This is a genomic window from Ensifer sp. SL37 (assembly GCF_026672675.1).
Lineage (GTDB): Bacteria > Pseudomonadota > Alphaproteobacteria > Rhizobiales > Rhizobiaceae > Ensifer > Ensifer adhaerens.
In genome coordinates, this window is record NZ_JAPPRN010000007.1 from 1,234,357 (window position 1) to 1,260,884 (window position 26,528).

The following is a 26,528-nucleotide window of genomic DNA, read 5'->3' on the forward strand; positions in this document are numbered from 1 at the left end:
CCGCAAGAGAAGTCGCCCGGGAACGGATGCTGTATTCACGGATGGATCGCTTCCATGATCTGGTCGCTGAACCTCTGCAGTTCCGCGCCGACAAATTCGATGACGGCTTCCGCCGCATGCGTGCGCTGCCGGCGTCGCTGCACCAGAATCCCGACATGCAGGTTCTGAAGGCGCGAGCCGGAAAGCGGTATGGCGACGAGATCGCCCGACCTGATCTCGGCGAGGAAACCGATCGGCGTGAAGAAAGCCACGCCCTGCCCGGACAGGATGAAAGGTTTGAGCATCATCTGGCTGTTCGAGAGAACAAAAGGCCGCCCGGTCCGCTCGAAGACCGAGAGTTCGATTTCGATGAGCGAGCGGATCGGTTGCGTGTCGAGTTGCAGGAGAAGGTCGTACTGGGCGCATTCGGCAAGCGAAACCTGCCGCTGTTTGGCCAGCGGATGTTCCCGTCCGACGAAGGCCATCAGCGGCATCGGCACGCGAAAGAGCATCTCGGTATCGTCCGGCCGGGCCAGATCGAAGGTCAGGCCCATATCGACATCGCCCTCGGCGACCAGGCTGCTGATATTGCCGTGGCCGGCGGTGTGGATGTGAAAGCTCACGCCGGGATGGATACTGTGGAACGCGTTGACCATGTCCGGCAGGAATTGGATCGCGAGGCTATCGAGGCAGGACATCTGCACGCGACCGGTCTTTTTCCCCTGCAGGGCGCCGAGGTCGCTGCGCAGCAGTTCGAAATTTTCCAGCGTCACCCGGGCGTGGCGCAGCACGTTTTCCCCGGCAACAGTCAGCCTCAGACCATTCGAGAGCCGCTCGAAGAGCGCGATCCCAAGCTCGTCCTCCAGTTTCTTGATCTGCCGGCTGACCGCCGAGGATGCGACATGAAGCTCCTCGGAGGCCTTGCGAATGGACCCGGACCGAGCGACCGAGACGAAGTATTTCAGGATGCTGGCGTGCATTCGATTGGACCCCTCCTCCCCTAGGCCCCGACCTATAACACGCTCACCGTCCCCTCCAAACGGGCGCGCGCTTCTCCTGAAAAGCGCGCACACCTTCCAGCGCATCCTCGCTGTTCAGCGCCTTCACAAGCGCGGGTGTGCGTAATCCCTGGGCTTCCGCCGGAGACAGGTGCCCGGTGCGATTGACCGTCTGCTTGATGGCGCGCAGCGAGAGCGGCGCACAGGCGACGATTTCCTTCACCCAGCGGGAGACGGCCGCGTCGAGTTCGCCCGGTTCGGCAAGTTCGTTGACGATACCAAAGGCGTGCATCTCGGCGGCCGAGAACCGCCGCCCGGTCAACAGCACACCCATGGCAAGGTTGTGCGGGATCCGGCGCTGAAGAAGCACCATGCCGCCATCGAGCGGCAGGCGCCCGACGCGAGCCTCGGGCAGGCCGAAGGCCGCCTCCGTCGAAGCTATGACGATATCGCAGCCGAGAACCATCTCGAATCCACCACCGAGCGCATAGCCATTGACCCTCGCGATGACAGGAGCATCCAGAGAGCGGCGAAAGGCCAGTCCTCCAAAGCCGTTCGGCCGGCTTTCGGTCCAGTAATCAAGGCCGGTCTTTTCAGCCCCCTTCAGATCCGCCCCGGCGCAGAACGCCCGTTCGCCGGCGCCCGTCAAGACGACGCAGCTGATGTCGTCGCGTGCTTCGATCTCCTCCCAGATCGCATCCAGTTCGCGCTCGGTTGCGGCATCCACCGCGTTCATCCGCTCGGGACGGTTGAGAGTGACGCTTGCGACGCGATCCTCTACCACGAAGGTGACGCTCATGCCGCATCTCCCTGACGAACCGAAAGCCCTGAAAGGATCTCGTCATTGTGCTCGCCGAGCGTCGGCGGCGCGATGCGAACCGTCACGGTCGCCGCCGACATGTCGATCGGCGAACCAACCAGCCGGATCGGACCGGCCTTCGTCTCTCCCGCGTCCAGGATCATGCCGTTGATCGTCGTCTGCTCGTCGTTAAGGGCTTCGGGAAGCGAGCGTACCGGTGCGCAGAGAATGTCCACCTGTTCCAAGCGGCCGAGCCAATGGGCGCTGCTGTTTTTTGCGAACGCCTCGCGGAAGATTTGCTGCAAATCCGGACGGCGCTGCATCTGCGCGTCGAAATCGACAAATTGCGGCTGGAGGGACAGGTCCTCGATCTCAAGGGCATTGCAGATGTCGCGCAGCGGATTCTGCTTGAAGGCACCGACCATGACGATGGCGCCGTCGGTCGTCTCGAACACGCCCGTCAGCGGGAAGGCGCCCCAGTTCAGGTCCTTTTCCCGCATCATGTGCGTGGTGCCTTCCTGCATCTGCATGGCGAGCATCGAACTGTAGAGGCTGACCGCCACTTGCTGGCCGTGCCCGGTCTTTTCGCGATGCAGCAAGGCAAGCAGAATGCCCTGCACCAGGTGCATGCCGGCCGAGTAGTCTGCAAGCGGCGTCGCGTAGATCGACAGCGGATGGCTCGCGTCGGACTTGCGCCGCATGACGCCCGAAAGCGCCTGCGCCAGGATGTCCTGCCCGCCCTTGTGCCGGTAGGGGCCTTCAAGGCCGAAGCCCGTGCCGACGGCGTAGATCAGCCGTGGGTTTGTCCGCTTCAGCTCTTCATAGCCGAAACCCATGCGCTCCATGACGTCAGGACGGAAATTGTTGACGACCACGTCGGCAGTGTCGATCAGCGCGCGGACGGCTGCCCGCGCCTCGTCCTGCTTGAGGTCGAGTGCAAGGCTCTTCTTGTTGCGGTTGAGCGAGGAGAAAACCGGATTGTTGAGGCCATCCGGGTCGGAGCCCAGCGACCAGCGCGAGAGGTCGCCGATCTTGGCCTTTTCGACCTTGATGACCTCGGCGCCGTAGTCGGCCAGCATCTGCGTGCAGCACGGGCCAAGCATGACCTGGGTAAAGTCGACGACGCGGATACCGTCGAGGGGAAGAGACGTCATTCTGCGGCCTCCAGATAGGTTGCATTTTCGGATGGTACGTCGCCGGGATCGGCACCCTGCGCCCGCAGCTGCTTCTGGATCGCCTTGACGTCGGCGTCTCGCACCTTGACGCCGGCATTGAGCGCGACGGTGGCGGCAACACCGGCCGCCTCGCCCATCGCCATGCAGGGCGGGATCTCGCGGCTCGATTTTTGCGCCTGAATGGTCGCGGAATAATGCCGGCCTGCGACGATCAACTGATCGACCTCCTTGGGCAGCATGGCCCTATAGGGCGTGTAGTAGTCGCGGCCACGGCACACTGTGTCGGTGAAGTGCTGGCGGTTCATCACGTCGTCCTTGGTGACGACATATTCGCCCTGGAGCAGTCGCGACTGGCGCACGCCCGTCTGCGGCGCAAAGTCGATCACATGGGCATTTTCGAAGCCCGGCAGGTTGGCGCGGGCGAAGTCGAGCAGGCGGGCAATGCGGCCACGGCCCTCGAGTTCCGCATAGGTTAAGTCTTCGACACGGAGGCCAGAGAGCTTCGGCATGTGCGGGCAGTTGAGCCAGATGACGCCCGGCAGCGGGGTCTTCAGCCACCAGAACGACCAGCAACCGCCAATCAGACGCTTGGCCTCGTGGTCGATTGCCTTGAACTTTTCGGGTTCCTCAAATTCGAAGCGCTCGGCGGCTTCAGTGTCGATGCCCCCCCAGCGGGAAACCGTCGTCAGGATGAAATTGCCGTCCGTATGCTGGGCGCCGGCATCGGCCGCAACGTCGAGGTCGCCCGAGGCGTCGATGACGACGTCGCCCATGATGGCCTCGCGGCCGGATTTCGTCTGGCAAACCACACCCTTGATCGTGCCGTTCTCGAGGATCGCCGAGGAGAACCAGCTATGGGTCCTCAGCTTCACGCCGGATTCGCGCAGGATGTCATAGGAGACGCGCTTGAAGGCGTCCGGATCGAAGGCGGCCGCATAGCAGATCGGGTGCGGCGCAGACGGCGTGTGGAAGTCGAACAGGCCCCAGCGCGCCCATCTTTGCCAGGCCTCCGGCGTATCGCGAATATCGAGCTGGCGGTCGCCATCCGTCGGCGTGACGCAAAGGCCGAGCGTCTTCATCCGTTCGATCATTTCCATGCAGATGCCACGCACGGTGATTTCGACGCCGTTGACCATGTCGTCGAGCACCAGAACCATACCGCCTGCGGCAAGGCCGCCGACATAGGGATAGCGTTCGATAAGCGTGACGCTGGCTCCGGTGCGTGCCGCCGAAACCGCGGCGGAGATCCCAGCCGGTCCACCGCCGACGACGACGACGTCCGAGCGGTCGACGATCCGGGCATTGCGCAGGGGTTCTCTGATTGTTTCCATAGTTGTTTCCTCCATAGGGGACGTGTCCGGCGAAATGTGAGGAGCTCACAGCCAGTGACTTCGTCGGTGGACCGGACCCGGTTATCCAGGTCCGGTAGCAAAGGGTTTGGGGGTCAGTGGTCCGTCGTCGGTTTCCAGCGGACGATCTTCGATTCCGCGTAGGAGACGGCAAAGAAGAGAACCACGGCAAGCGAGGCCGCAATCACCACCGTCGCGTAAAGCAGCGGCGAGCGGAAATTGTAGGTCGCCTCGATGATCAGCGCACCGAGACCGTAGCTGGAGCCGATCCATTCGGCGACGATCGCACCCATCACGCTGCTGGTCGCCGCAATCTTCAGCGCGGCGAAAAGGAAGGGCAGCGAGCCCGGCAGGCGAACCTTCCAGAAGATCTCGGAATTGCTGGCAGACAGGATGCGCATCAGGTCGAGCATTGCGGGGCTCGCCGATTTCAGTCCCTGCACCATGTTGACCAGCGTCGGGAAGAAGCAGATCAGGCCGGCGATGATGATCTTCGGCGCGATGCCGTTGCCGACAAGCAGCACCAGGATCGGGGCAAGCGCGATGATCGGGATCGACTTGATGATGACGGCGATCGGATAGAAGGCGCGTTCCGCGAGCGGGCTATAGACGAACCAGACCGCCAGAAGGACGGCGATGACATTGCCGAAGATGAAACCGAGAACGGCCTCCATGAGCGTCGGCCAGAAGTTCGTCCAGAGCACGCCGGCGTTTTCGCCGAAGGCCTTGATGACGTCGACCGGTCCGGGCGCCATGAAGGTCGGCACCGAAAAACCCCAGACGACGAGTTGCCACAAAAGGATGCAGCCAAGGATCGCGAGTGTCGCCGGAAGATGTCGCAGGATCGCAGCGGCAAGACCATCGAGTATCCGGAACCGGTTGCCGTCGGTCAAAGCGCGGCCTTCCGCCTGTGAAGGAAGGGCATTCACCATCAGCATTCTCCCAAAAGTTTGCGCAGGTGGGCGGTCACCTGGATGAACTCGACCGTGTCGCGCATCGCGAGAGTTCGCGGATAGGGCAAGTCGACTTTCATGAATTCTTTGACGCGGCCGGGATGGGCAGCGAGCATCAGCACATGTTGACCGAGGAAGACGGCCTCGGGGATCGAATGGGTGACGAAGAGGATCGTCGTGCCGGTTTCCTGCCAGAGGCGCAGCAGTTCTTCGTTCAGCTTGTCGCGCGTGATCTCGTCGAGCGCGCCGAAAGGCTCGTCCATCAAGAGAATACGCGGGCGGGTCACCAGTGCCCGGGCGATCGCCACGCGCTGGCGCTGGCCGCCCGACAATTCGTGCGGCATCGCCTTCTCGCGCCCCTTCAAGCCCACGAGGGCGAGAAGCTCTTCCGGATCGGCATAGGTCGCGCCCGGTTCGCGTTTTCCCACCAGCAGCGGGAGACGTACATTGTCGATCACATTGCGCCACGGCAGCAGCGTCGCTTCCTGGAAGACGAAGGCGAAATCGCGCCCCTCGCGCGCCTTGCGCGGTGTCTGGCCATGGACGGACACCGAACCGTCGGTGATGTGCACGAGATCCGCGACGGTACGCAACAAAGTCGACTTGCCGCAGCCGGATGGGCCGAGCATGGTCACGAGCGAGCCGGCCGGTATCTCGACCGAGACATCGGAGAGTGCGGTGAAGCCTGAATCATCCGCGCCAAAGCGAATGTGAAGGTTCTTCACCGACACCGCGGCGTTGCCGAGCGAAGCCTGGCCGGGTCTGATAAGCGTTTCCAACATCGCCTTATCCTACGCTCTTGCGGACATCGGCTGTCGCATCCAGGATTGCCATTGTGTAGACGTCGTCGACGTTGGGAACCGGACCTGTGAACTGGCCGAGGTCCGCATAGGTCTTGATTTGCTCCGCCCAGTTTGCCTGGTCCATGCCTCCCCAACCCTCGCTCGCGGTGGTTTCGTTGAACACGAACTTCATCAGCGGTCCGATGGCCTCCAGCTCGCTCGCCTTGTCGAGGTTGGGGTAGGATTCAAGCAGGATGTCGACGGCCTCTTCCTGATGGTCGCGGGCATAACCCCACCCGCGCGCCGAACTGGATACGAAGGCTGCGAGCTGGTCCGCGTGATTTTGCAACTGGTCGTCGGTGGTATAGTAGACGTTGGCATAAAGCCGGATACCGCCATCCCAGAGCGTCAGATCGACCCGGTCATCTCCAAGCACTTTCAGGGCGTTGACGTTCGTCAGCCAGCCACAGACCGCATCGGCCTGGCCGGTCACGAGCTGGTTCATGTCCGAGCCCATGTTGACGATCTTGACCTGGTCTTCCGATATGCCGTTCTTGGCGAGAAGCGCGCGCAGAAGAATGACCGAGGTCGGGATCGCGGCGATCGTCTTGCCAATCATGTCCTGAGGCTTGGCGATCGGATTTGCCTTGCGAGAGAAATAGGCGAAGGGATGTTTTTGGTAGCCGGCGGCAAATGCCTTGATCGGTGCGCCGGCCGAACGAGCCAGCATGACTGACGGGCTGGAGGAAATCTGACCGATGGTCGACTGGCCAACGGCAACACCCGCAACACCATCGACATTCGGTCCGCCGGGCACGATTTCGAGCTCTATGCTCTTCTCGGCGTAGTAACCCTTCTTGCGGGCCACGAGCTCTCCGAGAAGCCCGTTCGATGGCAGCCAACCGAGCTGCATGCGTATCGTCGCGGAATCGGCCGCAAGGCCTGGTGAAACATTGATGAGGCTATGAGTTGCGGCAATCGCGCCCATTGCGGCCGCATTCGAAAGGAAACCTCGGCGGTTCATCATAAAACGAGACATATCGTTCCCCTTGCTTGTTATGGGAGCGATGATGATGGAATTTGGCATCTCATAAAGCACAATTTTTAGCGGTTGGCATTGCCGATACGGCAACGCTCGGGTCGCGATTTGGGTTTGCCGTTTTGGCAATGGCGGGGTCGAAAGATTGTTCTTTCTGCCGGATCCATCGCATCCGATAAGCAGAGACATGATCAAAGTGTGAGCGCCGCGGAGGATAGATATGGTGCAGAAAAACCTGATCGATGGGGAATGGATCGCCGGTAGCGAAGCGTTCCGCAACATCAACCCGTCCGATACCAACGACGTGGTCGGCGAATACGCCCGTGCGTCAGCCGAGGATGCGCGCGCAGCGATCGCTGCCGCCAAGGCGGCGTTTCCGGCCTGGTCGCGCTCGGGTATCCTCGAGCGCCACGCGATCCTGAGGAAGACCGCCGACGAGATCCTTGCCCGCAAGGACGAACTCGGGAAGCTCTTGTCGCGTGAGGAAGGCAAGACCTTGGCCGAAGGCATCGGCGAGACGGTGCGAGCCGGCCAGATCTTCGACTTCTTCGCCGGCGAGTGCCTGCGGTTGGCGGGCGAGGTGCTGCCGTCGGCAAGACCCAATATCGGCGTCGAGATCACCCGCGAGCCGGTCGGTGTCGTCGGCATCATCACGCCCTGGAACTTCCCGATCGCCATTCCCGCCTGGAAGATCGCGCCGGCGCTTTGCTACGGCAACACCGTCGTCTTCAAGCCGGCCGAACTGGTGCCCGGCAGTTCCTGGGCGATCGCCGACATTCTTCACCGTGCCGGCCTGCCGAAGGGCGTGTTGAACCTCGTGATGGGCAAGGGCTCGGTCGTCGGCCAGGCGATGCTCGACAGTCCCGACATTCACGCCATCACCTTCACCGGCTCGACCGGCACGGGCAAACGCGTGGCGCTCGCCTCGGTCGAACACAATCGCAAATACCAGCTGGAGATGGGCGGCAAGAACCCCTTCGTCGTGCTCGATGACGCCGACCTCAATGTTGCAGTGGAAGCCGCGGTCAACTCCGCCTTCTTCTCGACCGGCCAGCGTTGCACGGCATCGTCGCGCCTCATCGTCACCGAGGGCATTCATGATCGCTTCGTGGCGGCCATGGGCGAACGGATGAAGGGGCTTGTGATCGACGACGCCTTGAAGGCCGGCACCCAGATCGGTCCGGTGGTCGATGAGAGCCAGCTCAACCAGGACACCGACTATATCGCCATCGGCCGACAGGAAGGCGCCAAGCTTGCCTTCGGCGGCGAGCTTCTGAAGCGCGACACGCCCGGCTTCTACCTGCAGCCGGCGCTGTTTACCGAAGCGACGAACGCGATGCGCATCAGCCGGGAAGAGATCTTCGGGCCGGTCGCATCCGTCATCCGCGTCAAGGACTACGATGAGGCGCTCACGGTCGCCAACGACACGCCCTTCGGTCTGTCCTCGGGCATCGCCACCACCAGCCTCAAGCACGCGACCCATTTCAAGCGCAATGCCGAAGCCGGCATGGTGATGGTCAACCTGCCGACGGCGGGCGTCGATTTCCACGTGCCCTTCGGCGGGCGCAAGGGCTCGTCCCACGGCTCGCGCGAGCAGGGGCGCTACGCCGCCGAGTTCTACACCACCGTCAAGACGGCCTACACGCTCGCTTAAATGTGAGGCAAGCCCCGGCCTCCAACATCCATCTCGGTGTTGGGCGGCGGGGCTGTTTCGATATACAGATGAGGCCGCAAGGATAATTTCCGAGGCCGCCAGCTCAGGAGGTCGCGATTTTCTCTCAGAGAACCGGATAGAGGCCTCGCGAAGACACCACGTACTGGATCGCCGCAAGCAGGATCGCGACCACAACGATCACACCGATACGCAACGTTCTTTCAAGGAAAGTTTCCTGGCCCTGCATCGTCAAACCTCGTTCTGAAACAGGTGTATCGACAATCGGCAAGGTCAGAGTATCAGGCGCGCGAGCGCGAGCACAGACCGCAATGACAAGTCGCAGAACGGGAACGACCTTTAAAAACCCGTCCGCCGCTTCAGATCAGAGACGGACGGGGGCCCCCGGGGAGAAGAAGCGGCCTAGAAAGCAGCTCGCCTGTCGTATCTCGCGAGACGGGCAAGCAGATAGTCCACTTCCGCCCGCGCTGTCGGGGTCAGCATCTGGGCTGGCTTGCGTTGCGCGTCGGTGGCGATAACGCCGCGACGCTTCAGAACGTGCTTGCGAATGGCAAGGCCAATCCCGAGCTGCTGCTCGTAACGGATCAACGGCAGGTGCGCGTCGAATAGATCGTGCGCTTCATCCCTTTTCCCGGCCGCAGAAAGCTCCATCAGTTCGGTAAGCATGTCCGGAAAGCCGTAGCCGGTCATGGCACCATCGGCACCGCGCTCCGGCTCGAAGTCGAGGAAGAGGCCGCCATTGCCGCACAGGATGGAAAATTCGCGAAGTTCGCCCGCCTTCTGCATGGCGCGCAACTTTGATATTTTCTCAAGACCGGGCCAGTCCTCGTGCTTCAGCATCAGGCAGGACGAATGGTTGGCGATGATCTTCGCGATGACGCCAGGCGCCATGACAACCGTGAGGGTCAGCGGATAGTCCTGCAAAACCCACGGCACATCTTCGCCGACCGCTTCCACCGCACCTGCGAAATAGTTGACGATCTGATCATCCGTGCGCAGCGCAGGTGGCGGAGCGATCATGACGCCGGCGGCACCCATCTCCATCGAGTCACGCGCCAGCGAGCGCATGCTGGCAAAACCTGGAGCGGATACCCCGACGATGACAGGAATCTTCGACCGGGAGACCACCCGCTTGACGATGGCTCTGCTTTCCTCCGGTTCGAGCTTCGGGGCCTCGCCCATGATCCCAAGGATCGTGACGCCGGTGCAACCGCTCTCCTCATAAAAGTCTGTCAACTTGTCGATCGAATTGAAATCGATCGAGCCGTCCTCGAAGAACGGTGTCGTCGCGATGGCGTAGACGCCCTTGGATTGCGTGCTGAACGTCATTTCTGGCTTTCCTTCCACGCCTCGTACCGGGCCTTCGTTTCAGCGTTCATCGGGTAAAGACCGGGAAGCGGCACGCCCCGATCCACTTCAGTCATGATCCAGGCTTCCATACGCTCCTGCTCGGGTGCCTCAGCGAGCACCTCTTCGAGAAGCGCGGCCGGGATCAGGACTGCGCCGTCGTCGTCGACGACGACAATATCATCAGGCAGAACGGCGACGCCGCCGCAATTGATTGGCTCCTGCCATCCAACGAAGGTCAAGCCTGCGACTGAAGGCGGTGCCGCAACACCATTGCACCACACCTTCATGCCGCTCGCCAGCACCCCCTCGGCGTCCCGCATCACGCCGTCGGTAACGAGGCCGGCAACTTTGCGTTTCGCCATGCGGGCACACAGGATGTCGCCGAAGATGCCGGCATCACTGACGCCCACTGCATCGGCGACGGCGATGCAGCCCTCTGGCATCGCTTCGATCGCCGCCCGCGTGGAGATTGGCGACGCCCAGCTCGCAGGCGTGGCGAGGTCTTCCCGGGCAGGAATGAAGCGCAGCGTAAAGGCCTTGCCGACAACCCGTCCCTGGCCGGGCTTCAGTGGTTTCGTGCCGCGCAGCCAGATGTTGCGAAGCCCTTTTTTCAGGAGAACCGTAGTGAGCGTCGCGGTGGAGACGCTCTTCAGAGTTTCAACGACGTGAGGCTCAAGTGTCATTAGAAACCTCGCACATCAGATGCTGTTGATCAGCCCGCCATCGACACGGATGACTGAGCCGGTGATATAGGATGCGCGGGGGCTCGCAAGGAAGCTGACGGTGTCGCCATATTCCTTCGGATCGCCGTAGCGGCCGACCGGGATCGACCCGGTGCTTTCAGCCGTGACATCGGCGACGGGGCGCTTCTCGCGCTTGGCCTTCTGTTCGTCCAGAAAGACGATCCGCCCGGTGGCAATACGCCCCGGCAGTACGATGTTTGCGGTGATACCGTCGCGACCAACCTCACGCGCCAGGGTCTTCGACCAGCCGACCAAGGCCAGGCGCAGGCTGTTCGATATCCCGAGATTTGCAATCGGCGCGACGACGCCGGAGGACGTCGAGGTAATGATGCGTCCCCATTTGCGCTCGCGCATACCCGGAAGCACCGCATCGGTGACCGCGATCACCGAGCGAACCATGAGGTCGAAATATTTCGACCAATCGTCGGGCGACTGTCCGGCGGCGGGCGTTGGCGGCGGCCCCCCGGTGTTGTTGACAAGGATGTCGACCGGTCCGAACGCAGCTTTTATGGCATCGAGCTTCTGACCGATCAGGGAAAGGTCGCCGATGTCCCAAACGAGCGGAATGGCCTTGCCGCCTGCGCCGCTGATTGCCTCTGCCGTCGCCGTGGCGCTTTCCTCGTGGATGTCGGCGACAACGACGGAAACGCCTTCGGCCGCGAGCGACCTGGCGATCGCGCCGCCAAGCCCACCACCGGCGCCGAATACGAGCGCCGTCTTGCTGTTCAACTGAAGATCCAACTCTTCCTCCTGTTGTTTGACGGCACTATGCCAAGGCGGAAACGGAAGAAAAACCTTCCTTTTTATCCCTTCAGACGATAGTAAAACTAAGGATGGAAACGCGCTTTCTCGAAACCTTTCTGACGGTGGTCCAGCATGGCTCGCTCGCCGAGGCGTCACGCCGCATGGGCGTCACGCCAGCGGCGGTCGCGCAACGGATCCAGGCGTTGGAAGACGAGATCGGACTGCCTCTTCTTGCGCGATCAGGCCGGCGGGTGAAGCCAACCGAAGCGGGCGTCGCAATCCTGGAAAAGAGCCGGCGCGTTCTTGCCGAAGTCAGGCAGCTGAAAGGCTTGGCGCGCGACGACCAGGCATTCGGAGAACTCCGTCTGGGCGCCATCTCGACGGTTCTGACCGGCCTGCTTCCGAACGCCTTGCGGAGGGTTTTCGACAGGACGCCGGGCGTCGACATCTTCCTGCTGCCGGGCACGTCGGCCGAACTCTATAACAGTGTCGCTGAAGAGAAGATCGACGCGGCAATCCTTGTCAAACCGCCCTTCCCCATTCCAAAGACGCTCAACTGGGACCTCATCCGGTCGGAACGGTTCGTACTCCTGGCCCCCCCGGACCTTTCAGAGACCCCCGTCGATCGCCTGCTTCGCGAGCAACCGTTCATTCGATACGACAGAAGCAACTGGGGTGGCCGACTGGCCGATACCTACCTTCAAACCCAGCGAATTCTCCCTCGAGAGTGGCTGGAGCTTGATTCACTTGAAGCCATATCGATGATGGTTGAGGCTGGACTTGGCGTGTCGCTGATGCCCGACTGGCGCTCGCCGCTCTTCGACAACCTGCGCGTCGCCCGGCTACCGCTGCCGAACGCGCCGAGCCGTGAGATCGGTTTGCTCAGGCCACGCAACGCACCGTCAGGCCGACTGATACAGACCATCCTCGACGCCATCCGATCATAGAAAACGAGGGGCACGTCGGCGGTCGAGTTCTAGGAGATTTGCTCTACGCAGCGGCCTGCCGCCGGAACCGAGGCCGGCGATCCCGCAACGCGAGCACAGATTATTCGCCAACTCCGAAATAACATTTCTGTCCGTGACGGATTATCGGACCGGGCTGCACGGCACTATCGTCACTCTTGGTCGATCCGGGCTCCTAGATGAGTATGTACCTCGATCGGCCCACGGCATTTCAAACCCGTTCACACCGCACCAACCCGCAGAACCACCCCGAGATCGTTCGCACCAGCGCCCGACGAAAGGAACCGTCATGACCACAGAAAAGGTAATCTCCATCGCGATTTTGAAGGCCAAACCGCACCAACGCGAGGCCCTCCGGCAAGGCCTGCTTGGTCTCATCGCTCCAACGCGGGCAGAACCCGGCAACCTCGACTATGTCTTGTTCGAGCTGCGGGATGAGCCCGGTACCTTCTACATGCGCGAAGCTTTCGCCGACCAGCTTGCGCTCGACGCGCACTTCGCGACACCCCATTTTCAAGCCTTCGCGACCGAAATCGATACCCTCCTTGAAGAACCTCTGCGCCTGATTTTCTTGGATCAGGTCTCCCCGTGAGCCGCGGTGACGATCTCGAACTTGCGGGCGGTATCGCCGGAGCAACTGGTTAGGAGGCGAAATTGCGCTTGTAGGTCGACGCGATCAACGCTGCAGCGCGTTCGAATGCCTTGTCCTCGTCGCGTTCTTCGATCGCGACGAGGATCGCCTCATGCTGGGCCAGGGATTGGCCGAAACCGCCTGTAGCCGCCATCGTCTTCGGGATGCTGATGGAGAGCGCTGCCCGAATGACGGAAGCAACCGGCAAGAGGAAGCGGTTGTGCGCGGATTGAAAGATGTTGAGGTGAAAGGCGATATCAGCCTCGATCGCGTCTTCGACACGAGCGCCGCCTTCCGCCATTCGTGCGAAAGCGGCCCGAATCTCTGCATGCTCGGCCGCAGATCCGCGTCTGGCGGCAAGGCGTGCAGCAAGCGGTTCGATCGACAGGCGGAGCTCGAACAGTTCTTCGGCAAGCGTTGCCTGATCCTCCGCGTCACTTTGCCACGAAAGCACGACGGGATCGAGGGTGTTCCAGTTTTCGGCCGCCCGCACGCGTGTCCCGAGGCGGGGCTTTGCCTCAATGAAGCCCTTGGTCGACAGGATCTTCAGCGCTTCGCGCAACGTCGTGCGGCTGACGCCGAGCGTCGCCAGCATGTCGGCTTCCTTGGGCAGGGTATCGCCAACCTTCAGCTCGCCGAGCGTGATGCGGCGGCCAATATCGCCTGCGATGCGAGCAGGCAGGCCGCGATCCTCCCGAGCGATTGCCTTCATGCCCACTCTCTCCATTGCATCTCCGCCCCGTTCATAGCCGGTCGCCCCGATCAGGAAAAGCCACCCATCGCGGCCGCGTAGCGGCGGGTCATCTCGATGCCAATCGCGGTCGGTCGCATGGCCGGCGCACGGTCGTGGATGGTTATGCCCGCCCGTTCGCCGAAAAGTCGCTTCCCGTAACAAAGCAGCGTCTCGATGCCCTGCATGGTGAAGACCACGCCGGGCAGCATCCGCCGATAAGCCTCTTGCGCGTGCTCGTCCCAACCGTCTGAAAAGAACTCGTAGGCGCGCACGGCATAGTCGATCGAATCTGGCGCAAGGATCAGGCCGTGGCAACCGATGCGCAGGTTCTCGAGCAGCTCGAGGCCCGCACGACCATTAAATACCGGCAGCCGGCCCTCGGTAACCTCGATGAGATGGGCGATGTCGACGACAGGCCCCTCGCCCTTCACCAGCCGGATGTTCGGGTGCTGGCGCACCAGCTCGCGAATATCGGCGGCCGTCAGCCCTCGTCCCATCAGGGCCGGGGCGTTCTGAATGGCAAGCGGCAGCTCGGTCTGATCGGCGACGCGGCCGAAGAAGCGGATGTACTCGGCGGCCGAGAACTGGCCGACCATCGGCGGCTGGAGGATCAGCCAGTCGGCGCCGGCCCGTGCCGCATGGCGCGCCTGGCGCACCTGTTCCTCGACCGACGCGCCAAAGATCGTCAGGGCGACCGGCACCTGGCCGGCCGTATCCTCGACCAGCCACTCCATGATTGCCATGCGCTCGGCCTCGTCGAGCTTGGAGGCCTCGGTCGCAAGGCCGAGCCCTGCCATGCCGTGCACGCCGCTTGCCAGGCAGATCTCCGTCTGGCGGCGCATGGCGGCGCGATCGAGCTTTTCGTCCTTGTCGAAAAGCGCGTAGAGGATGGCGTGGATGCCATGAAGGCTTTCGATACGAAAGTCGTCCACCGTCGCCTCCTCAATGGCTTTCGCGCGGAACTGCGTGGCCGCGGCCGCCGACAAGAAAATCGAGATCCGCGCCGGTGTCGGCCTGCATCACGCGCTCGACATAGAGGCCCTGATAACCACCGACCATTTCCGGGGGTGGCGCGGTCCAGGCGGTTTTTCGGCGCGCCAGTTCCTCGTCGCTCACGTCGAGGTGGAGGCGGCGGCCGGCAACGTCGAGCTCAATCCAGTCGCCATCCCTTACCAGGGCCAGCGGGCCGCCAACCGCAGCTTCGGGTGCCGTGTGCAGGACGACGGTGCCAAAGGCCGTCCCCGACATGCGGGCATCCGAGATCCTCACCATGTCGCGCACGCCCTTTTTCAGGAGCTTCTGGGGGAGAGCCATGTTGCCGACCTCAGCCATGCCCGGATAGCCCTTCGGGCCGCAGTTCTTCAGCACCATGATCGAGGTCTCGTCGATGTTAAGATCCGGGTCATCGATCCGCGCCTTGTAGTGGTCGATGGTTTCGAACACGACAGCGCGGCCGCGGTGCTGCATCAGCGCCGGGGTCGCCGCGGAAGGCTTGATGATCGCGCCGTCAGGCGCAAGGTTGCCGCGCAGCACGGCGATGCCGCCACTCGACGTCAGCGCCCGATCGATCGGCAGGATGACGTCGTCGTTGTAGTTCTCGACAGACTCGATGTTGGCGCCGACGCTTTGGCCGGTCACCGTCAGGGCGCTGAGTTCCAGAAGCGCGGCAATCTCCTTCATGACGGCGGGCAGCCCGCCGGCATAGTGGAAATCCTCCATCAGATAGCGCCCCGAAGGCATGAGGTTGAGGATGGTCGGAATATCGCGGCCGAGCCGGTCCCAGTCGTCGAGAGAGAGCTTCGTGCCAATCCGCCCGGCGATTGCCAGGAGATGCACAACGGCGTTGGTGGAGCCGCCGATCGCACCGTTGACGCGGATGGCATTGGCGAAGGCGTCACGGGTCAGGATCTTCGACAGGCGCAGGTCCTCAGCAACCATTTCGACGATCCTCCGCCCGGTTAGCCGCGCCAGCCGGGCGCGGCCCGCATCAACCGCCGGACAGGCGGCATTGCCGGGCAGCGCAAGCCCGAGCGCTTCAACCATGGACGCCATGGTCGAGGCGGTGCCCATCGTCATGCAATGGCCTGGCGAGCGCGACATGGCGCTTTCGGCCGCCATGAAATCCTGTTGAGACATGACACCGGCACGCACGTCTTCGGAAAACTTCCAGACATCGGTGCCTGAGCCGATCGTGCGACCCTTGAAGCGGCCGTTCAACATCGGCCCGCCGGAGATGACAATCGAAGGAAGATCGCAGGAGGCGGCCCCCATCACCAACGACGGCGTGGTCTTGTCGCAGCCCGCCATGAGCACGACGCCGTCGATAGGGTTGCCGCGGATCGCCTCCTCTACGTCCATCGAGGCAAGGTTGCGGAAAAGCATGGCGGTCGGCCGCAGATTGGACTCGCCGCAGGAAAACACCGGGAACTCCAGCGGCAGGCCACCGGCCTCGAGCACGCCTGCCTTGATGTGTTCGACCAGCCCGCGGAAATGCGCATTGCAGGGCGTCAGCTCCGAGAAAGTGTTGCAGATGCCGATCACCGGCCGCCCGTCGAAGACGTCGTCGGGCAACCCGTTGTTCTTCATCCAGCTGCGATGAATGAAGGCGTCCTTGTCCAGTCCGCCAAACCAATGCTGCGATCTTAATTTCCTGGACATGTGTCCTCCCCGATTACCTCAAGCGCTCGCGCTCATTGCATTTCTCATATAATCGGAGTTATTACAAATCAAGCGATGACCGGCCTGACGGGAAGGCAAAGAAAAACCTCCGGCTGGTGAGGCCGGAGGTCGAAAACAGTGGAGGGGAGCTGTCGAAGTGGCCCTTCAGGGATGGTGCAGCACGCTCATACCGCCATCGACCGTCAGGCAGGTGGCGTTCATGAACGGGCATTCGTCCGAGATCATGAAGAGTGCAGCCTTAGCGATTTCCTCCGGTGTTGCGATGCGGCCGCCGGGATGGAGCTTCATGGTATCGGCCTCGGCGGCGACCGGATCGGGGAAACTGTTCCAGTATTCCACGGCCTTCTGCGTGCGGACATAACCCGGCGCCAGCGCATTCACGCGCACGCCCTGCCCGGCATATTCGAGCCCCAGCGCCTTGGTCATGCCGAGAAGCGCATGTTTGGCGACCGGATAGGGGAAGGTGTGCGGGATGATGGTGAAGGCGTGGGTCGAGGCAATATTGAGGATGACGCCGCCGCCCGCCTCGATCATGCCCGGCAGCACAGCCTTGCTGCAATTCCACGCACCCTTGAGATTGATGTCGAAGCAGCGCTGCCAATCGGCATCCGAGAGCTTCAACGGCTCGAAGAAGACGTTGACGCCGGCATTGTTGACGAGCGCATTCGGCTGACCGATCTCACGGGCGGCGGCAACGACGACCTGCTCGATGGCATCGGCATCGGTGATATCGGCCGTGGCGTAGCCGACCTTCCCGCCCGACATACGCAGGCGCTCGGCTTCGCTCGCCAAGAGGTCGCCATCACGGTCGATGAGGAAGAGGCTCGCCCCCTCGCCAAGGAAGGCTTCAGCGATCGCAAGGCCGATGCCTTGCGCTGCGCCGGTGACAACGACGCGTTTTCCCTCAAGACGACCCGCCATATCCGCGCTCCCTACCACTCGGCTACGCTGCCATCGGCGTGGCGCCAGATCGGGTTGCGCCAGCGATGGCCTTCCTTTGCGCGCTCGATGACATATTGCTCATCCACCTCGATGCCGAGGCCAGGGCCTTGCGGGATAGACACGAAGCCGTCCGCGTAGTGGAACACCTCCTTGTTGGAGATGTAGTCGAGAATGTCGTTGGCCTCGTTGTAGTGGATGCCGAGGCTCTGTTCCTGAATGAAGGCGTTATAGCTGACGGCATCGACCTGAAGGCAGGCGGCAAGCGCGATCGGTCCCAGCGGGCAATGCGGTGCCAGCGCCACGTCGTAGGCCTCCGCCATCGCAGCAATCTTGCGGCATTCGGTGATGCCGCCGGCATGCGACAGGTCCGGCTGCAGGATATCGACATAGCCGTCGGCCAGCACCGACTTGAAGTCCCAACGCGAATAGAGCCGCTCACCGAGCGCGATCGGCGTCGAGCAATGGTTGGCAATTTCCTTCAGCGCCTCGCGGTTTTCCGAAAGCACCGGTTCTTCGATAAACATCAGGTTGAAGGGCTGAAGTTCCTTCGCCAGGACCTTCGCCATCGGCCGGTGCACGCGACCGTGGAAATCGACGCCGATGCCGATATGCGGGCCGATCGCCTCGCGGATCGTCGCAATGGTTTCGACCGCCTTTTCCACCTTCTCCCAGGTGTCGACGATCTGCATCTCCTCGCAGCCATTGAGCTTGATGGCCTTGAAGCCGCGAGCGACGACGTCGCGGGCATTTTTGGCGACATCGGACGGACGGTCACCGCCGATCCAGGAATAGACCTTGATGCGGTCCCGCACCTGGCCGCCAAGCAGCGCATGCACCGGTTGGCCATAGGCCTTGCCCTTGATGTCCCAGAGCGCCTGGTCGATGCCAGCAATCGCCGACATGTGGACCGCACCGCCGCGGTAGAAGCCGCCGCGATACATCACCTGCCAATGGTCCTCAATCAGCAGCGGATCCTTGCCGATCAGATAGTCCGCAAGTTCGTTGACGGCGGCTTCCACGGTCAGGGCGCGGCCTTCGACAACCGGCTCACCCCAGCCGACGATGCCCTCGTCGGTCTCGATCTTCAGAAACAGCCAGCGCGGCGGAACGATGTAGGTGGTGAGCTTGGTGATCTTCATGGCGCGATATCCGCTGGGTCAAGCAAGGCGACGACGTCGGCCGCCGGGAAGGGGTTTCAGCGCGCCGACGGGGCGGGCCGGTGACGTTCTACGGCAAGCTTGAGGTCGCGGGCGGCAAGATCCAGCATGCGCGTGGAACAGTCGCGCGCCCTCGCCTTGTCGCGCAGACGCAGTGCCTCGACCAGTTCGCCATGGATATCGATTGCTTCGTCACGACGTTCGGCAACTTCATTGGAGGCATACAGCGAGAACTTCAGCGCCGCCTGGATGATGCCGACGAGTTGCAGGAAGACCTGGTTATGGCTGGCCTTGAGCAGGCAGGTATGAAAGGCGACGTCGGCGTCGGTGAAGCCGACGACATCCCGCTCGCCGTCACGCATCGCCTGCCAGGCGCGCTCGAGGTCGGCAATTTCCTGGACGGTCGCGCGTTCGGCCGCAAACTCAGCGGCCGCCGGCTCGATCGCGCGGCGCGCCTCTAAAACGCAGTTCAATAGATCGAATTCAAAGATGCGCTCGCCGATCCATTCGAGCACCTGGGAATCGAGGATGTTCCACTCGTCCTTGTTGCAGACGATCGTGCCCACCCGGGAACGGCCGCGGACCATGCCCTTCGATTCCAGCACCTTCAAGGTTTCGCGAATGACGGTCCGGCTGACGCCATAACGTTCGCAAAGGTCGTTTTCGCGCGGCAGGAAGGAGCCGACCGGAAAGACGTCGGCGCAGATGTCCGAGGCGATGGCGCGCGTCACGTTCTTTTGAACGCGAGGGCGACGCTGGCCGCGCTCCTGCGCGCCGTTGCTGTAGTCCTGCTCTTCCACCGCCATTTTCCTCCCGCTCCCGTCTCCCTGTCGCTCCATAGCGCAGACGCTTGGAGGCGACAACGCAGCGAAGCACATTATCGTTATACATCACTACCTCATTCATCATACAAAGGCAATTGACGAATATGATGATTCATCATACACAAATGTTCACTGCAGGAGGCAGTTCACCAGGGAGAGACATCATGCGCTTTATCAAGGCAGCCATTCTGGCTGGTACCGTCGCCGTGTTTGCGGCAACCTCGGCGTTCGCTGCCGACGTCAAAATCGGCTTCATCGTCAAGCAGCCGGAAGAGCCGTGGTTCCAGGACGAATGGAAGTTCGCCGACGTCGCCGCTAAGGAAAAGGGCTTCACGCTGGTCAAGATCGGTGCGGAAGACGGCGAGAAGGTTCAGTCGGCAATCGACAATCTCGGCGCCCAGGGCGCGCAGGGCTTCATCGTCTGCACCCCTGATGTCAAGCTCGGCCCCGGCATCGTCGCGAAAGCGGCCGCCAACGACCTCAAGTTGATGACGGTCGACGACCGTTTGGTCAACGCCGACGGCAGCCCGATCGAAGACGTGCCCCACATGGGCATTTCGGCGACGAAAATCGGCGAAGCTGTTGGTCAAGCCCTGGTCGACGAAATCAAGAAGCGTGGCTGGGACATGAAGGACGTCGGCGCGATCCGCGTTTCCTACGACCAGCTCCCGACGGCGGTCGACCGCGTTGAGGGCGCACTTTCAGTTCTCAAGGCCAACGGCTTCCCGGAAGCCAACATCTTCGACGCGCCGCAGGCCAAGACCGATACGGAGGCAGCACTTAACGCCTCGACGATCGTGCTCAATAAGAACGCCGGCATCAAGAAGTGGGTTGCGATCGGCCTCAATGACGAAGCGGTACTCGGCGCCGTGCGCGCAACCGAGACGGTCGGCATTGCTCCCGACAGCATGATCGGCGTCGGCATTGGCGGCGCGGACTCGGCGATCAACGAGTTCAAGAAGCCTGCAGCGACCGGCTTCTTCGGCACCGTCATCATCTCGCCGAAGCGCCACGGCTACGAGACCGCACTCAACATGTATGAGTGGATCGCCAACGGCAAGGAACCGGAAAAGCTGACCCTGACCGCCGGCCAGCTTGCGCTGCGCGACAACTACGAGGCCGTACGCAAGGATCTCGGCATCGAGTAATCGCTGCTTGCGACACGAGATCACGATTGTTTGGGTCGGACCGGCCCAAACAATCAACGTGATCGATTCTGGTAGTTTAGAGCGGGATGCGGGCGGAAAACCGCGCACACTTTCCTCATCCCGCTCTATCGGCCCGGCGGCTCGGCTGCCGGGCGTTCCGTATCGGAGCCGCATATGCAAGACTTCCTCGAATTCCAATCGATCTCCAAGGGCTATCCCGGCGTCCAGGCGCTGTCGGATGTCTCGTTTTCTGTACGCAAGGGCGCCGTCCATGGCCTCATGGGTGAGAACGGCGCGGGCAAGTCGACGCTTATCCGCCTGCTCTCGGGCGACCAGTCCGCCGATAACGGCGAGATCCGTATTGAAGGCGAAGCACAAGGCCATCGCTCCGTGCGCGATGCGTTTCGCGCCGGTGTTATCGTCATCCACCAGGAACTGCAGCTCGTTCCGGAACTGACGGTCGCCGAAAACCTCTGGCTCGGCCACTTCCCCGGCAAGGGCGGGGTCATCGATCGGCGCCAGTTGCTTCGCGTCGTCGGCGAGAAGCTTGCGGACATCGGCATTGACGTCGATCCGTCCGCCAAGATCGCCTCGCTCTCGATCGGCGAGCGCCAGATGGTCGAGATCGCCAAGGCCGTCATGCTTGATGCGCGCGTCATCGCGCTCGACGAGCCGACCTCGTCGCTGTCGTCCCGCGAAAGCGAAATCCTCTTTGCCCTGATCGAACGCTTACGCTCGAATGGCACCGTGATCCTCTATGTCTCCCACCGGCTCGATGAGATCTTCCGGCTTTGCGACAGCCTGACTGTGCTGCGCGACGGCAAGCTTGCCGCCCATCATCCTGACATTTCCAAGGTCACGCGCGACCAGATCATCGCCGAGATGGTCGGACGCGAGATCTCAAACATCTGGGGCTGGCGGGGCCGCGATCTCGGCGCGGAACGTCTGCGCGTCGACGCGATCTGCGGTCCGAAGCTGAAGACACCCTTGAGCTTCTCGGTCCGGCGCGGCGAGATCCTTGGCTTTTTCGGCCTGATCGGCGCTGGCCGCAGCGAGATGACCCGGCTGGTCTATGGCGCAGACAGACGCCACCAGGGAACCGTGACGATCGACGGCGCGATCGTGCCGGCCGACAACCCGCCACAATCGATCCGCGCCGGCATGGTCCTGTGCCCAGAGGACCGTAAGTTCGACGGCATCGTTCAGGGGCGCAGCATCGAAGAAAACATGGCGATTTCGTCGCGCCGGCACTTTTCGCCCTTCGGCATCCTCAACCGCAAGAAGGAAGCGGAACTGGCGGACCGCTTCATCGCCAAACTTCGGGTGCGCACGCCGTCCCGCAAGCAGGACATCATCAATCTCTCCGGCGGCAACCAGCAGAAGGTCATCCTTGGCCGCTGGCTCTCCGAACAGGGCGTGAAGGTGCTGATCATCGATGAGCCGACGCGCGGCATCGATGTCGGCGCCAAGTCGGAGATCTATGAAATCCTCTACGAACTCGCCGGTCAGGGCATGGCGATCGTCGTCATCTCCAGCGAATTGCCCGAGGTGATGGGCATTACCGACCGTATCCTCGTCATGTGCCAGGGCCGGATCGCCGCCGATTTCGCGCGCACCGATTTCGACGAAAGACGCATCCTCGCCGCCGCCCTTCCCGATGTTCCAACCGAGCAGGTTCAGCCGTCATGACTTCCTTGAAAAAACTTCTTCTCGGCGAACAGGGTCTGGTCGTCATCTTCGCCGTCGCCTTCGCCATCGTGGCGCTGACCGTTCCGAACTTTCTGACTGAGCGCAACATGCTCGGCCTGCTGCAGTCGGTCGTCACCATCGGCATCGTCGCCTGCACGATGATGTTCTGCCTGGCCTCGCGTGACTTCGACCTCTCGGTCGGCTCGACCGTCGCCTTCTCGGGCATGGCCGCCGTCATGGCATCGAACGCCTCCGGCTCGATCCTCGTCGGCCTGATTGCGGCACTCCTGTGCGGCGGCTTCGTCGGCCTCGTCAACGGCGTGGTGATTGCGCATTTCCGCATCAACGCGCTGATCACGACGCTTGCCACCATGCAGATCGTGCGCGGTTTCGCGCTGATTGCGTCTGACGGTCGCGCCGTCGGCATCAACGACCCGAGCTTCTATCAGTTGGCACTGTCGAAGTTCCTGGGCATCCCGACGCCAATCTGGGTGATGGGTTGCTTCTTCCTCGTCTTCGGTTTCGTGCTGAACCGCACTGTCTTCGGCAAGAACACGCTCGCGATCGGCGGCAACCCGGAAGCCTCGCGCCTCGCCGGCGTCAATGTCTCCAACATGCGCATATGGATCTTCGCACTGCAGGGCCTCGTCTGCGCTGTTGCCGGCGTGCTGCTCGCCTCGCGCATCACGTCAGGCCAGCCGAATGCGGCAACAGGTCTCGAACTCTCGGTCATTTCGGCCTGCGTGCTCGGCGGCGTCTCGCTTGCCGGCGGCAGGGCGGCGATGACCGGCGTGATCGTCGGTGTTCTCATCATGGGCATTGCCGAAAACGTCATGAACCTGCTCAACATCCAGGCCTTCTACCAGTATGTCGTGCGCGGCCTGATCCTTCTGCTCGCAGTGCTGCTCGACAATCTGCGGTCGGCAGCCGCCGGTCGTCGCAGTTAGGGCATGACGGAAGACATCGTCCTCCTCGAAAACGAAGAAGGGCTCACTGTCGAGGTGAGCCCGCCTGGCGGCGCGATCCTGTCGGCCCGCTGGCGCGGTATTCCTTTGCTGGCGCCGACGTCGGCACCGGGGCTTGCCTCGCAAGTGTTCGGCGCCGAGGCCTGCTTTCCGCTGGTGCCCTTTGGCAACCGCATTGAGGCCAATGGCTTCCAATTCGACGGTCGCGACTACAGGCTGGAAGCAAACACGATCGATCCGCTCGTTTTGCACGGAGACGGCTGGCTTGGACGCTGGTCGATCCTGCAGCGCGATCGGCAATCGCTCACCCTTCGCTTGGACCAGGAGGCAAGCGTTGCCACACCCTTTGCCTATGAAGCGATAGAGACGATCGCCATCGACGGACCGCGCCTGATCCTCTCGCTCTCCATCACCAACCGCGCCGACCAGGCCCTGCCATACGGACTGGGCTTCCATCCATTCTTTCCGCGCACGCCTGAAACGCGCCTCATCGCCCGTGCCGACCGATACTGGAGCGAACGGGAAGGTCATCTGCCAGACCGCCCCGGCCCCATCCCTCAGAACATGAACTTTGCATTCGGTTCCCCCTTGCCCCCGAACTGGCTGAACAATGCCTTCGACGGCTGGGATGGACGAGCCCGCATCGAATGGCCGGAAACGGGGCTTGCCGCTTCGCTGGAAGCCGATGGGCATTTTCGGTTCTTCGTTCTCTACTCGCCGTCGGCGACAAGCAGCTTCTTTTGCTTCGAGCCGATGAGCCATCGGCCGAACGCGCACCGCGATCAACGCGACGGCGGCCTCGTCCGCCTGCAGCCTCTCCAGACTGTGACCGGAACGATCGCGCTCAGCGTCGAGGAACTGGCGAGCGGGTAACAGTTCGCAAGGAGCGGTTTCGCATCCAGCAATCGTTTACAAGTGACCCTGGGTGAAATTGCTTCAAGTGAAAACTTTTGGTTGCTACCGCGGGGTCCTCGCGCCTGTGCGAACAGCCGATGCCAGCGCGCCACAGGCGGGATAGCTGCGATCGACCGCCCGGTCGCGGGTCTCCGGTAGAGATTGTGCAGGCATTGGGGACGAAGGCGAAAAGATCAAAGACTTCGCAAGATTGCTTATACCAATGATTCCGTGGAACTTTTTTGAGCAGGCTCCGTTTAGAAGCCGCCACGACCGCCCCGGTCGGTGGCGAGACTGAACAGGAGATATGCATGAATTATGTGACCGCCGCCGCGCTTTCCCTTGCCCTCGTTTCCAGCGCCGCCTTCGCGCAAGAACCCGCAGCAAACGGCGCAGATGCGATGCTGGTCGGCCCTGGCATCACGATGGGCACCACCGCAACGATGCCGCTGAAATATGTGGAAATCAAAGACACCGATATCGTCAATTCACAGCTCATCGGCGTCGATATCTACAACAAGCAGAACGAGACGATCGGCGAGATTTCCGACGTCGTCATCGGCGACGGCAAGTCCGTCATCGGCATCGTCGCAAGCGTCGGCGGTTTCCTCGGCGTGGGCGAGAGCTATGTCGTCATCGACCCGGCGTCAATTGCACTTGCCAACGACAACGGCACTTGGAAGGCCTATGTCGACACCAACAAGGATGACCTCTCCAAGGCACCAAAATTCGATTACGGCAAGCTGAAGAAATAACGACCGGCCCTGCCGCACGCGTTCGCTTCTCCGGCGAACGCGTTTTCGTCTTCGGGCGCCTGCACGTCCGCCACCGAATAACCGCATTCAGGATGCGCGAAAGCATTCCATTTTCTGCGACAAATACCGCCAGGACTTAGTTTTCTATTCTCACAATGTGGACATTTCTGCACGAGCGTGCCAAAAGACAATCGGATTGCGACATGATGTCGTATTTGCGCAGGCCTTTCTGGTCGTGCGCTTCTCCGTTTCGCTGATCGTTTCATCAGCCTTTCAAACACAAAGGAGAGTGCCCCGCTTCCGGAGCCGGGCCCAGAACATATGGCATTTCAAACTGAGAGCGACCGCTCGGCCGACGAGCAACCGGTCAAGATCAGTATCAAGAACGTTTTCAAGGTTTTTGGCGAGCGGCCGGACGAGGCGCTGAGCCTTCTTAAAGCCGGCAGCACGAAGGCGCAGATCCACGCCGAGACGGGTTGCACCATCGGCGTCAACAACGCGACCTTCGACATTCGGGCCGGCGAGATCTTCGTGATCATGGGGCTTTCGGGTTCCGGCAAGTCGACGATGCTGCGCCTCCTCAACCGCCTGATCGAACCGACCTCCGGTTCCATCGAGATCGATGGCAAAGACGTAGCACGCTTGCCGCGCAGCGAACTGATCGCCTTGCGCCGCCGCGACATAAGCATGGTCTTTCAGTCCTTCGCGCTGCTGCCGAACCGCAGCGTTATCGACAACGCGGCCTTCGGCCTCGAGGTCGCTGGCGTCGGCGAGGCCGAGCGCAAGGCCCGCGCCCGGACGGCTCTGCACGCTGTCGGGCTGGAAGGATACGACGACCGCCGTCCCGACCAGCTCTCCGGCGGCATGAAGCAGCGCGTCGGCCTTGCGCGAGCGCTCGCCGCTGAGCCCTCCGTGCTCCTCATGGACGAAGCCTTCTCTGCCCTTGACCCGCTGATCCGCACCGAGATGCAGGACGAACTTGTCCGCCTTCAGGCCGAACACAGTCGGACCATCGTCTTCGTCAGCCATGATCTCGACGAAGCCATGCGGATCGGCGACCGCATCTGCATCATGCAAAATGGTGAGGTCGTGCAGGTGGGCACCCCGGACGAAATCGTATTGAAGCCCGCCAACGACTATGTGCGGTCGTTCTTCCGTAATGTCGATGTCTCTCAGGTCTTCCGCGCCGGCGACGTCGCCCGCAAGACGCAGGTAACGATCATCGAGCGACAGGGTGTTTCGGCCGCAGCTGCACTCGAGCGCATGGAACATTACGATCGCGAGGTCGCCATCATTCTCGGCCGCGACAAGACCTATCACGGCATGATCAGCCGGTCTTCGTTGATCGCAACCGCCCGCGACGGCGCCGCCGATCCCTATCGGCGCGCCTTCCTGCCGGATATCGAGCCGATCCCGGCGTCGGAAAGCTTGTCCAATGTGCTTGGGAAGGTGGCTGCAAGCGCGTTCCCAATGCCTGTCATCGACGAAGCCAACCGCTACCTCGGCTCGATCAGCAAATCCGCGCTACTCGAAACGCTCGATCGCACCGTCTGATCCAGCCCT

The 26,528-nt window shown here is 62.1% G+C and carries 26 protein-coding genes; 9 read left to right on the top strand and 17 right to left on the bottom strand.

Annotated elements, in window-relative coordinates:
• Window positions 1-35: 35 nt before the first annotated feature.
• The 7 genes from OVA00_RS37995 to OVA00_RS38025 all read right to left on the bottom strand — a co-directional run bounded on the left by OVA00_RS37995 (window position 36) and on the right by OVA00_RS38025 (window position 7,074).
• Window positions 36-959: a LysR family transcriptional regulator gene (locus tag OVA00_RS37995; RefSeq protein ID WP_034796085.1), complete on the bottom strand. Its 924-nt coding sequence runs from the start codon at window positions 957-959 to the stop codon at window positions 36-38.
• A 43-nt stretch (window positions 960-1,002) separates the two neighbouring features.
• On the bottom strand, window positions 1,003-1,776 hold the full coding sequence (locus tag OVA00_RS38000) for an enoyl-CoA hydratase-related protein (RefSeq protein WP_268090976.1): 774 nt from the start codon (window positions 1,774-1,776) through the stop codon (window positions 1,003-1,005).
• Window positions 1,773-2,930, bottom strand: coding sequence for a CaiB/BaiF CoA transferase family protein (locus tag OVA00_RS38005; protein ID WP_060518083.1), 1,158 nt, complete (start codon window positions 2,928-2,930; stop codon window positions 1,773-1,775). The genes OVA00_RS38000 and OVA00_RS38005 overlap by 4 nt, the downstream gene beginning before the upstream one ends.
• Window positions 2,927-4,282 (bottom strand): FAD-dependent oxidoreductase, encoded by a 1,356-nt coding sequence (locus OVA00_RS38010; RefSeq protein WP_060644542.1) that lies wholly within the window; start codon window positions 4,280-4,282, stop codon window positions 2,927-2,929. The genes OVA00_RS38005 and OVA00_RS38010 overlap by 4 nt, the downstream gene beginning before the upstream one ends.
• Before the next feature lie 113 nt (window positions 4,283-4,395).
• Window positions 4,396-5,232 carry an ABC transporter permease gene (locus tag OVA00_RS38015; RefSeq protein ID WP_268090977.1) on the bottom strand — a complete coding sequence of 279 codons (837 nt, stop codon included), beginning with the start codon at window positions 5,230-5,232 and terminating at the stop codon, window positions 4,396-4,398.
• Window positions 5,232-6,035, bottom strand: coding sequence for an ABC transporter ATP-binding protein (locus tag OVA00_RS38020; protein WP_034796056.1), 804 nt, complete (start codon window positions 6,033-6,035; stop codon window positions 5,232-5,234). The genes OVA00_RS38015 and OVA00_RS38020 overlap by 1 nt, the downstream gene beginning before the upstream one ends.
• 4 nt (window positions 6,036-6,039) lie before the next feature.
• Window positions 6,040-7,074, bottom strand: coding sequence for an ABC transporter substrate-binding protein (locus OVA00_RS38025; protein WP_060518084.1), 1,035 nt, complete (start codon window positions 7,072-7,074; stop codon window positions 6,040-6,042).
• A gap of 220 nt (window positions 7,075-7,294) precedes the next feature.
• On the opposite strand from OVA00_RS38025, the gene OVA00_RS38030 reads away from it, so the two are divergent.
• Window positions 7,295-8,728 carry an aldehyde dehydrogenase family protein gene (locus OVA00_RS38030; protein WP_268090978.1) on the top strand — a complete coding sequence of 478 codons (1,434 nt, stop codon included), beginning with the start codon at window positions 7,295-7,297 and terminating at the stop codon, window positions 8,726-8,728.
• Between the two features lie 124 nt (window positions 8,729-8,852).
• Here OVA00_RS38030 and OVA00_RS38035 read toward each other — a convergent pair whose 3' ends face one another.
• The 4 genes from OVA00_RS38035 to OVA00_RS38050 form a co-directional block, all read right to left on the bottom strand.
• Complete coding sequence (locus tag OVA00_RS38035; protein WP_255381371.1) at window positions 8,853-8,975, bottom strand: hypothetical protein; 123 nt, start codon at window positions 8,973-8,975, stop codon at window positions 8,853-8,855.
• A gap of 173 nt (window positions 8,976-9,148) precedes the next feature.
• Window positions 9,149-10,075, bottom strand: coding sequence for a dihydrodipicolinate synthase family protein (locus OVA00_RS38040; protein ID WP_192439357.1), 927 nt, complete (start codon window positions 10,073-10,075; stop codon window positions 9,149-9,151).
• Complete coding sequence (locus OVA00_RS38045) at window positions 10,072-10,779, bottom strand: ribonuclease activity regulator RraA (RefSeq protein ID WP_060520875.1); 708 nt, start codon at window positions 10,777-10,779, stop codon at window positions 10,072-10,074. Before OVA00_RS38045 ends, OVA00_RS38040 begins: the two co-directional genes overlap by 4 nt.
• 15 nt (window positions 10,780-10,794) lie before the next feature.
• Complete coding sequence (locus OVA00_RS38050; RefSeq protein WP_113189318.1) at window positions 10,795-11,580, bottom strand: SDR family oxidoreductase; 786 nt, start codon at window positions 11,578-11,580, stop codon at window positions 10,795-10,797.
• 92 nt (window positions 11,581-11,672) lie between these two features.
• Here OVA00_RS38050 and OVA00_RS38055 point away from each other — a divergent pair, with 92 nt between their 5' ends.
• Both OVA00_RS38055 and OVA00_RS38060 read left to right on the top strand, forming a co-directional pair.
• Window positions 11,673-12,530, top strand: a complete 858-nt coding sequence (locus OVA00_RS38055) for a LysR family transcriptional regulator (RefSeq protein ID WP_268090979.1) — start codon at window positions 11,673-11,675, stop codon at window positions 12,528-12,530.
• Between the two features lie 307 nt (window positions 12,531-12,837).
• Entirely contained in the window at window positions 12,838-13,140 is a 303-nt protein-coding gene (locus tag OVA00_RS38060; protein WP_060520872.1) for a putative quinol monooxygenase, read from the top strand.
• A gap of 49 nt (window positions 13,141-13,189) precedes the next feature.
• Here OVA00_RS38060 and OVA00_RS38065 read toward each other — a convergent pair whose 3' ends face one another.
• From OVA00_RS38065 to OVA00_RS38090, 6 genes are all read right to left on the bottom strand, one after another.
• Window positions 13,190-13,891: a FadR/GntR family transcriptional regulator gene (locus OVA00_RS38065; RefSeq protein WP_268090980.1), complete on the bottom strand. Its 702-nt coding sequence runs from the start codon at window positions 13,889-13,891 to the stop codon at window positions 13,190-13,192.
• Window positions 13,892-13,941: 50 nt separating this feature from the next.
• On the bottom strand, window positions 13,942-14,844 hold the full coding sequence (locus tag OVA00_RS38070; protein ID WP_029742697.1) for a dihydrodipicolinate synthase family protein: 903 nt from the start codon (window positions 14,842-14,844) through the stop codon (window positions 13,942-13,944).
• A 10-nt stretch (window positions 14,845-14,854) separates the two neighbouring features.
• Window positions 14,855-16,570 (bottom strand): L-arabinonate dehydratase, encoded by a 1,716-nt coding sequence (gene araD / locus OVA00_RS38075; protein WP_268090981.1) that lies wholly within the window; start codon window positions 16,568-16,570, stop codon window positions 14,855-14,857.
• Between the two features lie 165 nt (window positions 16,571-16,735).
• A complete protein-coding gene (locus OVA00_RS38080) occupies window positions 16,736-17,512 on the bottom strand; it encodes an SDR family oxidoreductase (RefSeq protein ID WP_268090982.1) in 777 nt (258 codons plus the stop codon).
• Window positions 17,513-17,523: 11 nt separating this feature from the next.
• On the bottom strand, window positions 17,524-18,672 hold the full coding sequence (dgoD, locus tag OVA00_RS38085; protein WP_060530195.1) for a galactonate dehydratase: 1,149 nt from the start codon (window positions 18,670-18,672) through the stop codon (window positions 17,524-17,526).
• A gap of 56 nt (window positions 18,673-18,728) precedes the next feature.
• Window positions 18,729-19,496: a FadR/GntR family transcriptional regulator gene (locus tag OVA00_RS38090; RefSeq protein WP_090301412.1), complete on the bottom strand. Its 768-nt coding sequence runs from the start codon at window positions 19,494-19,496 to the stop codon at window positions 18,729-18,731.
• 182 nt (window positions 19,497-19,678) lie between these two features.
• Here OVA00_RS38090 and OVA00_RS38095 point away from each other — a divergent pair, with 182 nt between their 5' ends.
• From OVA00_RS38095 to proV, 6 genes are all read left to right on the top strand, one after another.
• Window positions 19,679-20,662, top strand: a complete 984-nt coding sequence (locus OVA00_RS38095) for an arabinose ABC transporter substrate-binding protein (RefSeq protein WP_029742701.1) — start codon at window positions 19,679-19,681, stop codon at window positions 20,660-20,662.
• 174 nt (window positions 20,663-20,836) lie between these two features.
• Window positions 20,837-22,351, top strand: a complete 1,515-nt coding sequence (araG, locus tag OVA00_RS38100; protein WP_268090983.1) for an L-arabinose ABC transporter ATP-binding protein AraG — start codon at window positions 20,837-20,839, stop codon at window positions 22,349-22,351.
• Window positions 22,348-23,298 carry an L-arabinose ABC transporter permease AraH gene (gene araH, locus OVA00_RS38105; protein ID WP_029742703.1) on the top strand — a complete coding sequence of 317 codons (951 nt, stop codon included), beginning with the start codon at window positions 22,348-22,350 and terminating at the stop codon, window positions 23,296-23,298. Before araG ends, araH begins: the two co-directional genes overlap by 4 nt.
• A gap of 3 nt (window positions 23,299-23,301) precedes the next feature.
• Window positions 23,302-24,189 (top strand): aldose 1-epimerase, encoded by an 888-nt coding sequence (locus OVA00_RS38110; protein ID WP_268090984.1) that lies wholly within the window; start codon window positions 23,302-23,304, stop codon window positions 24,187-24,189.
• Between the two features lie 332 nt (window positions 24,190-24,521).
• Window positions 24,522-24,965 (top strand): PRC-barrel domain-containing protein, encoded by a 444-nt coding sequence (locus OVA00_RS38115; protein WP_210333416.1) that lies wholly within the window; start codon window positions 24,522-24,524, stop codon window positions 24,963-24,965.
• Between the two features lie 321 nt (window positions 24,966-25,286).
• Window positions 25,287-26,519 (top strand): glycine betaine/L-proline ABC transporter ATP-binding protein ProV, encoded by a 1,233-nt coding sequence (gene proV / locus OVA00_RS38120; RefSeq protein WP_268090986.1) that lies wholly within the window; start codon window positions 25,287-25,289, stop codon window positions 26,517-26,519.
• Window positions 26,520-26,528 lie beyond the last annotated feature (9 nt).

Bases quoted from the DNA above. Each gene is read 5' to 3' on its own strand.
- OVA00_RS37995 (WP_034796085.1), bottom strand. From the start codon at position 959: ATGCACGCCAGCATCCTGAAATACTTCGTCTCGGTCGCTCGGTCCGGG.
- OVA00_RS38000 (WP_268090976.1), bottom strand. From the start codon at position 1,776: ATGAGCGTCACCTTCGTGGTAGAGGATCGCGTCGCAAGCGTCACTCTC.
- OVA00_RS38005 (WP_060518083.1), bottom strand. From the start codon at position 2,930: ATGACGTCTCTTCCCCTCGACGGTATCCGCGTCGTCGACTTTACCCAG.
- OVA00_RS38010 (WP_060644542.1), bottom strand. From the start codon at position 4,282: ATGGAAACAATCAGAGAACCCCTGCGCAATGCCCGGATCGTCGACCGC.
- OVA00_RS38015 (WP_268090977.1), bottom strand. From the start codon at position 5,232: ATGGTGAATGCCCTTCCTTCACAGGCGGAAGGCCGCGCTTTGACCGAC.
- OVA00_RS38020 (WP_034796056.1), bottom strand. From the start codon at position 6,035: ATGTTGGAAACGCTTATCAGACCCGGCCAGGCTTCGCTCGGCAACGCC.
- OVA00_RS38025 (WP_060518084.1), bottom strand. From the start codon at position 7,074: ATGTCTCGTTTTATGATGAACCGCCGAGGTTTCCTTTCGAATGCGGCC.
- OVA00_RS38030 (WP_268090978.1), top strand. From the start codon at position 7,295: ATGGTGCAGAAAAACCTGATCGATGGGGAATGGATCGCCGGTAGCGAA.
- OVA00_RS38035 (WP_255381371.1), bottom strand. From the start codon at position 8,975: ATGCAGGGCCAGGAAACTTTCCTTGAAAGAACGTTGCGTATCGGTGTG.
- OVA00_RS38040 (WP_192439357.1), bottom strand. From the start codon at position 10,075: ATGACGTTCAGCACGCAATCCAAGGGCGTCTACGCCATCGCGACGACA.
- OVA00_RS38045 (WP_060520875.1), bottom strand. From the start codon at position 10,779: ATGACACTTGAGCCTCACGTCGTTGAAACTCTGAAGAGCGTCTCCACC.
- OVA00_RS38055 (WP_268090979.1), top strand. From the start codon at position 11,673: ATGGAAACGCGCTTTCTCGAAACCTTTCTGACGGTGGTCCAGCATGGC.
- OVA00_RS38060 (WP_060520872.1), top strand. From the start codon at position 12,838: ATGACCACAGAAAAGGTAATCTCCATCGCGATTTTGAAGGCCAAACCG.
- OVA00_RS38065 (WP_268090980.1), bottom strand. From the start codon at position 13,891: ATGAAGGCAATCGCTCGGGAGGATCGCGGCCTGCCTGCTCGCATCGCA.
- araD (WP_268090981.1), bottom strand. From the start codon at position 16,570: ATGTCCAGGAAATTAAGATCGCAGCATTGGTTTGGCGGACTGGACAAG.
- OVA00_RS38080 (WP_268090982.1), bottom strand. From the start codon at position 17,512: ATGGCGGGTCGTCTTGAGGGAAAACGCGTCGTTGTCACCGGCGCAGCG.
- dgoD (WP_060530195.1), bottom strand. From the start codon at position 18,672: ATGAAGATCACCAAGCTCACCACCTACATCGTTCCGCCGCGCTGGCTG.
- OVA00_RS38090 (WP_090301412.1), bottom strand. From the start codon at position 19,496: ATGGCGGTGGAAGAGCAGGACTACAGCAACGGCGCGCAGGAGCGCGGC.
- OVA00_RS38095 (WP_029742701.1), top strand. From the start codon at position 19,679: ATGCGCTTTATCAAGGCAGCCATTCTGGCTGGTACCGTCGCCGTGTTT.
- araG (WP_268090983.1), top strand. From the start codon at position 20,837: ATGCAAGACTTCCTCGAATTCCAATCGATCTCCAAGGGCTATCCCGGC.
- araH (WP_029742703.1), top strand. From the start codon at position 22,348: ATGACTTCCTTGAAAAAACTTCTTCTCGGCGAACAGGGTCTGGTCGTC.
- OVA00_RS38110 (WP_268090984.1), top strand. From the start codon at position 23,302: ATGACGGAAGACATCGTCCTCCTCGAAAACGAAGAAGGGCTCACTGTC.
- OVA00_RS38115 (WP_210333416.1), top strand. From the start codon at position 24,522: ATGAATTATGTGACCGCCGCCGCGCTTTCCCTTGCCCTCGTTTCCAGC.
- proV (WP_268090986.1), top strand. From the start codon at position 25,287: ATGGCATTTCAAACTGAGAGCGACCGCTCGGCCGACGAGCAACCGGTC.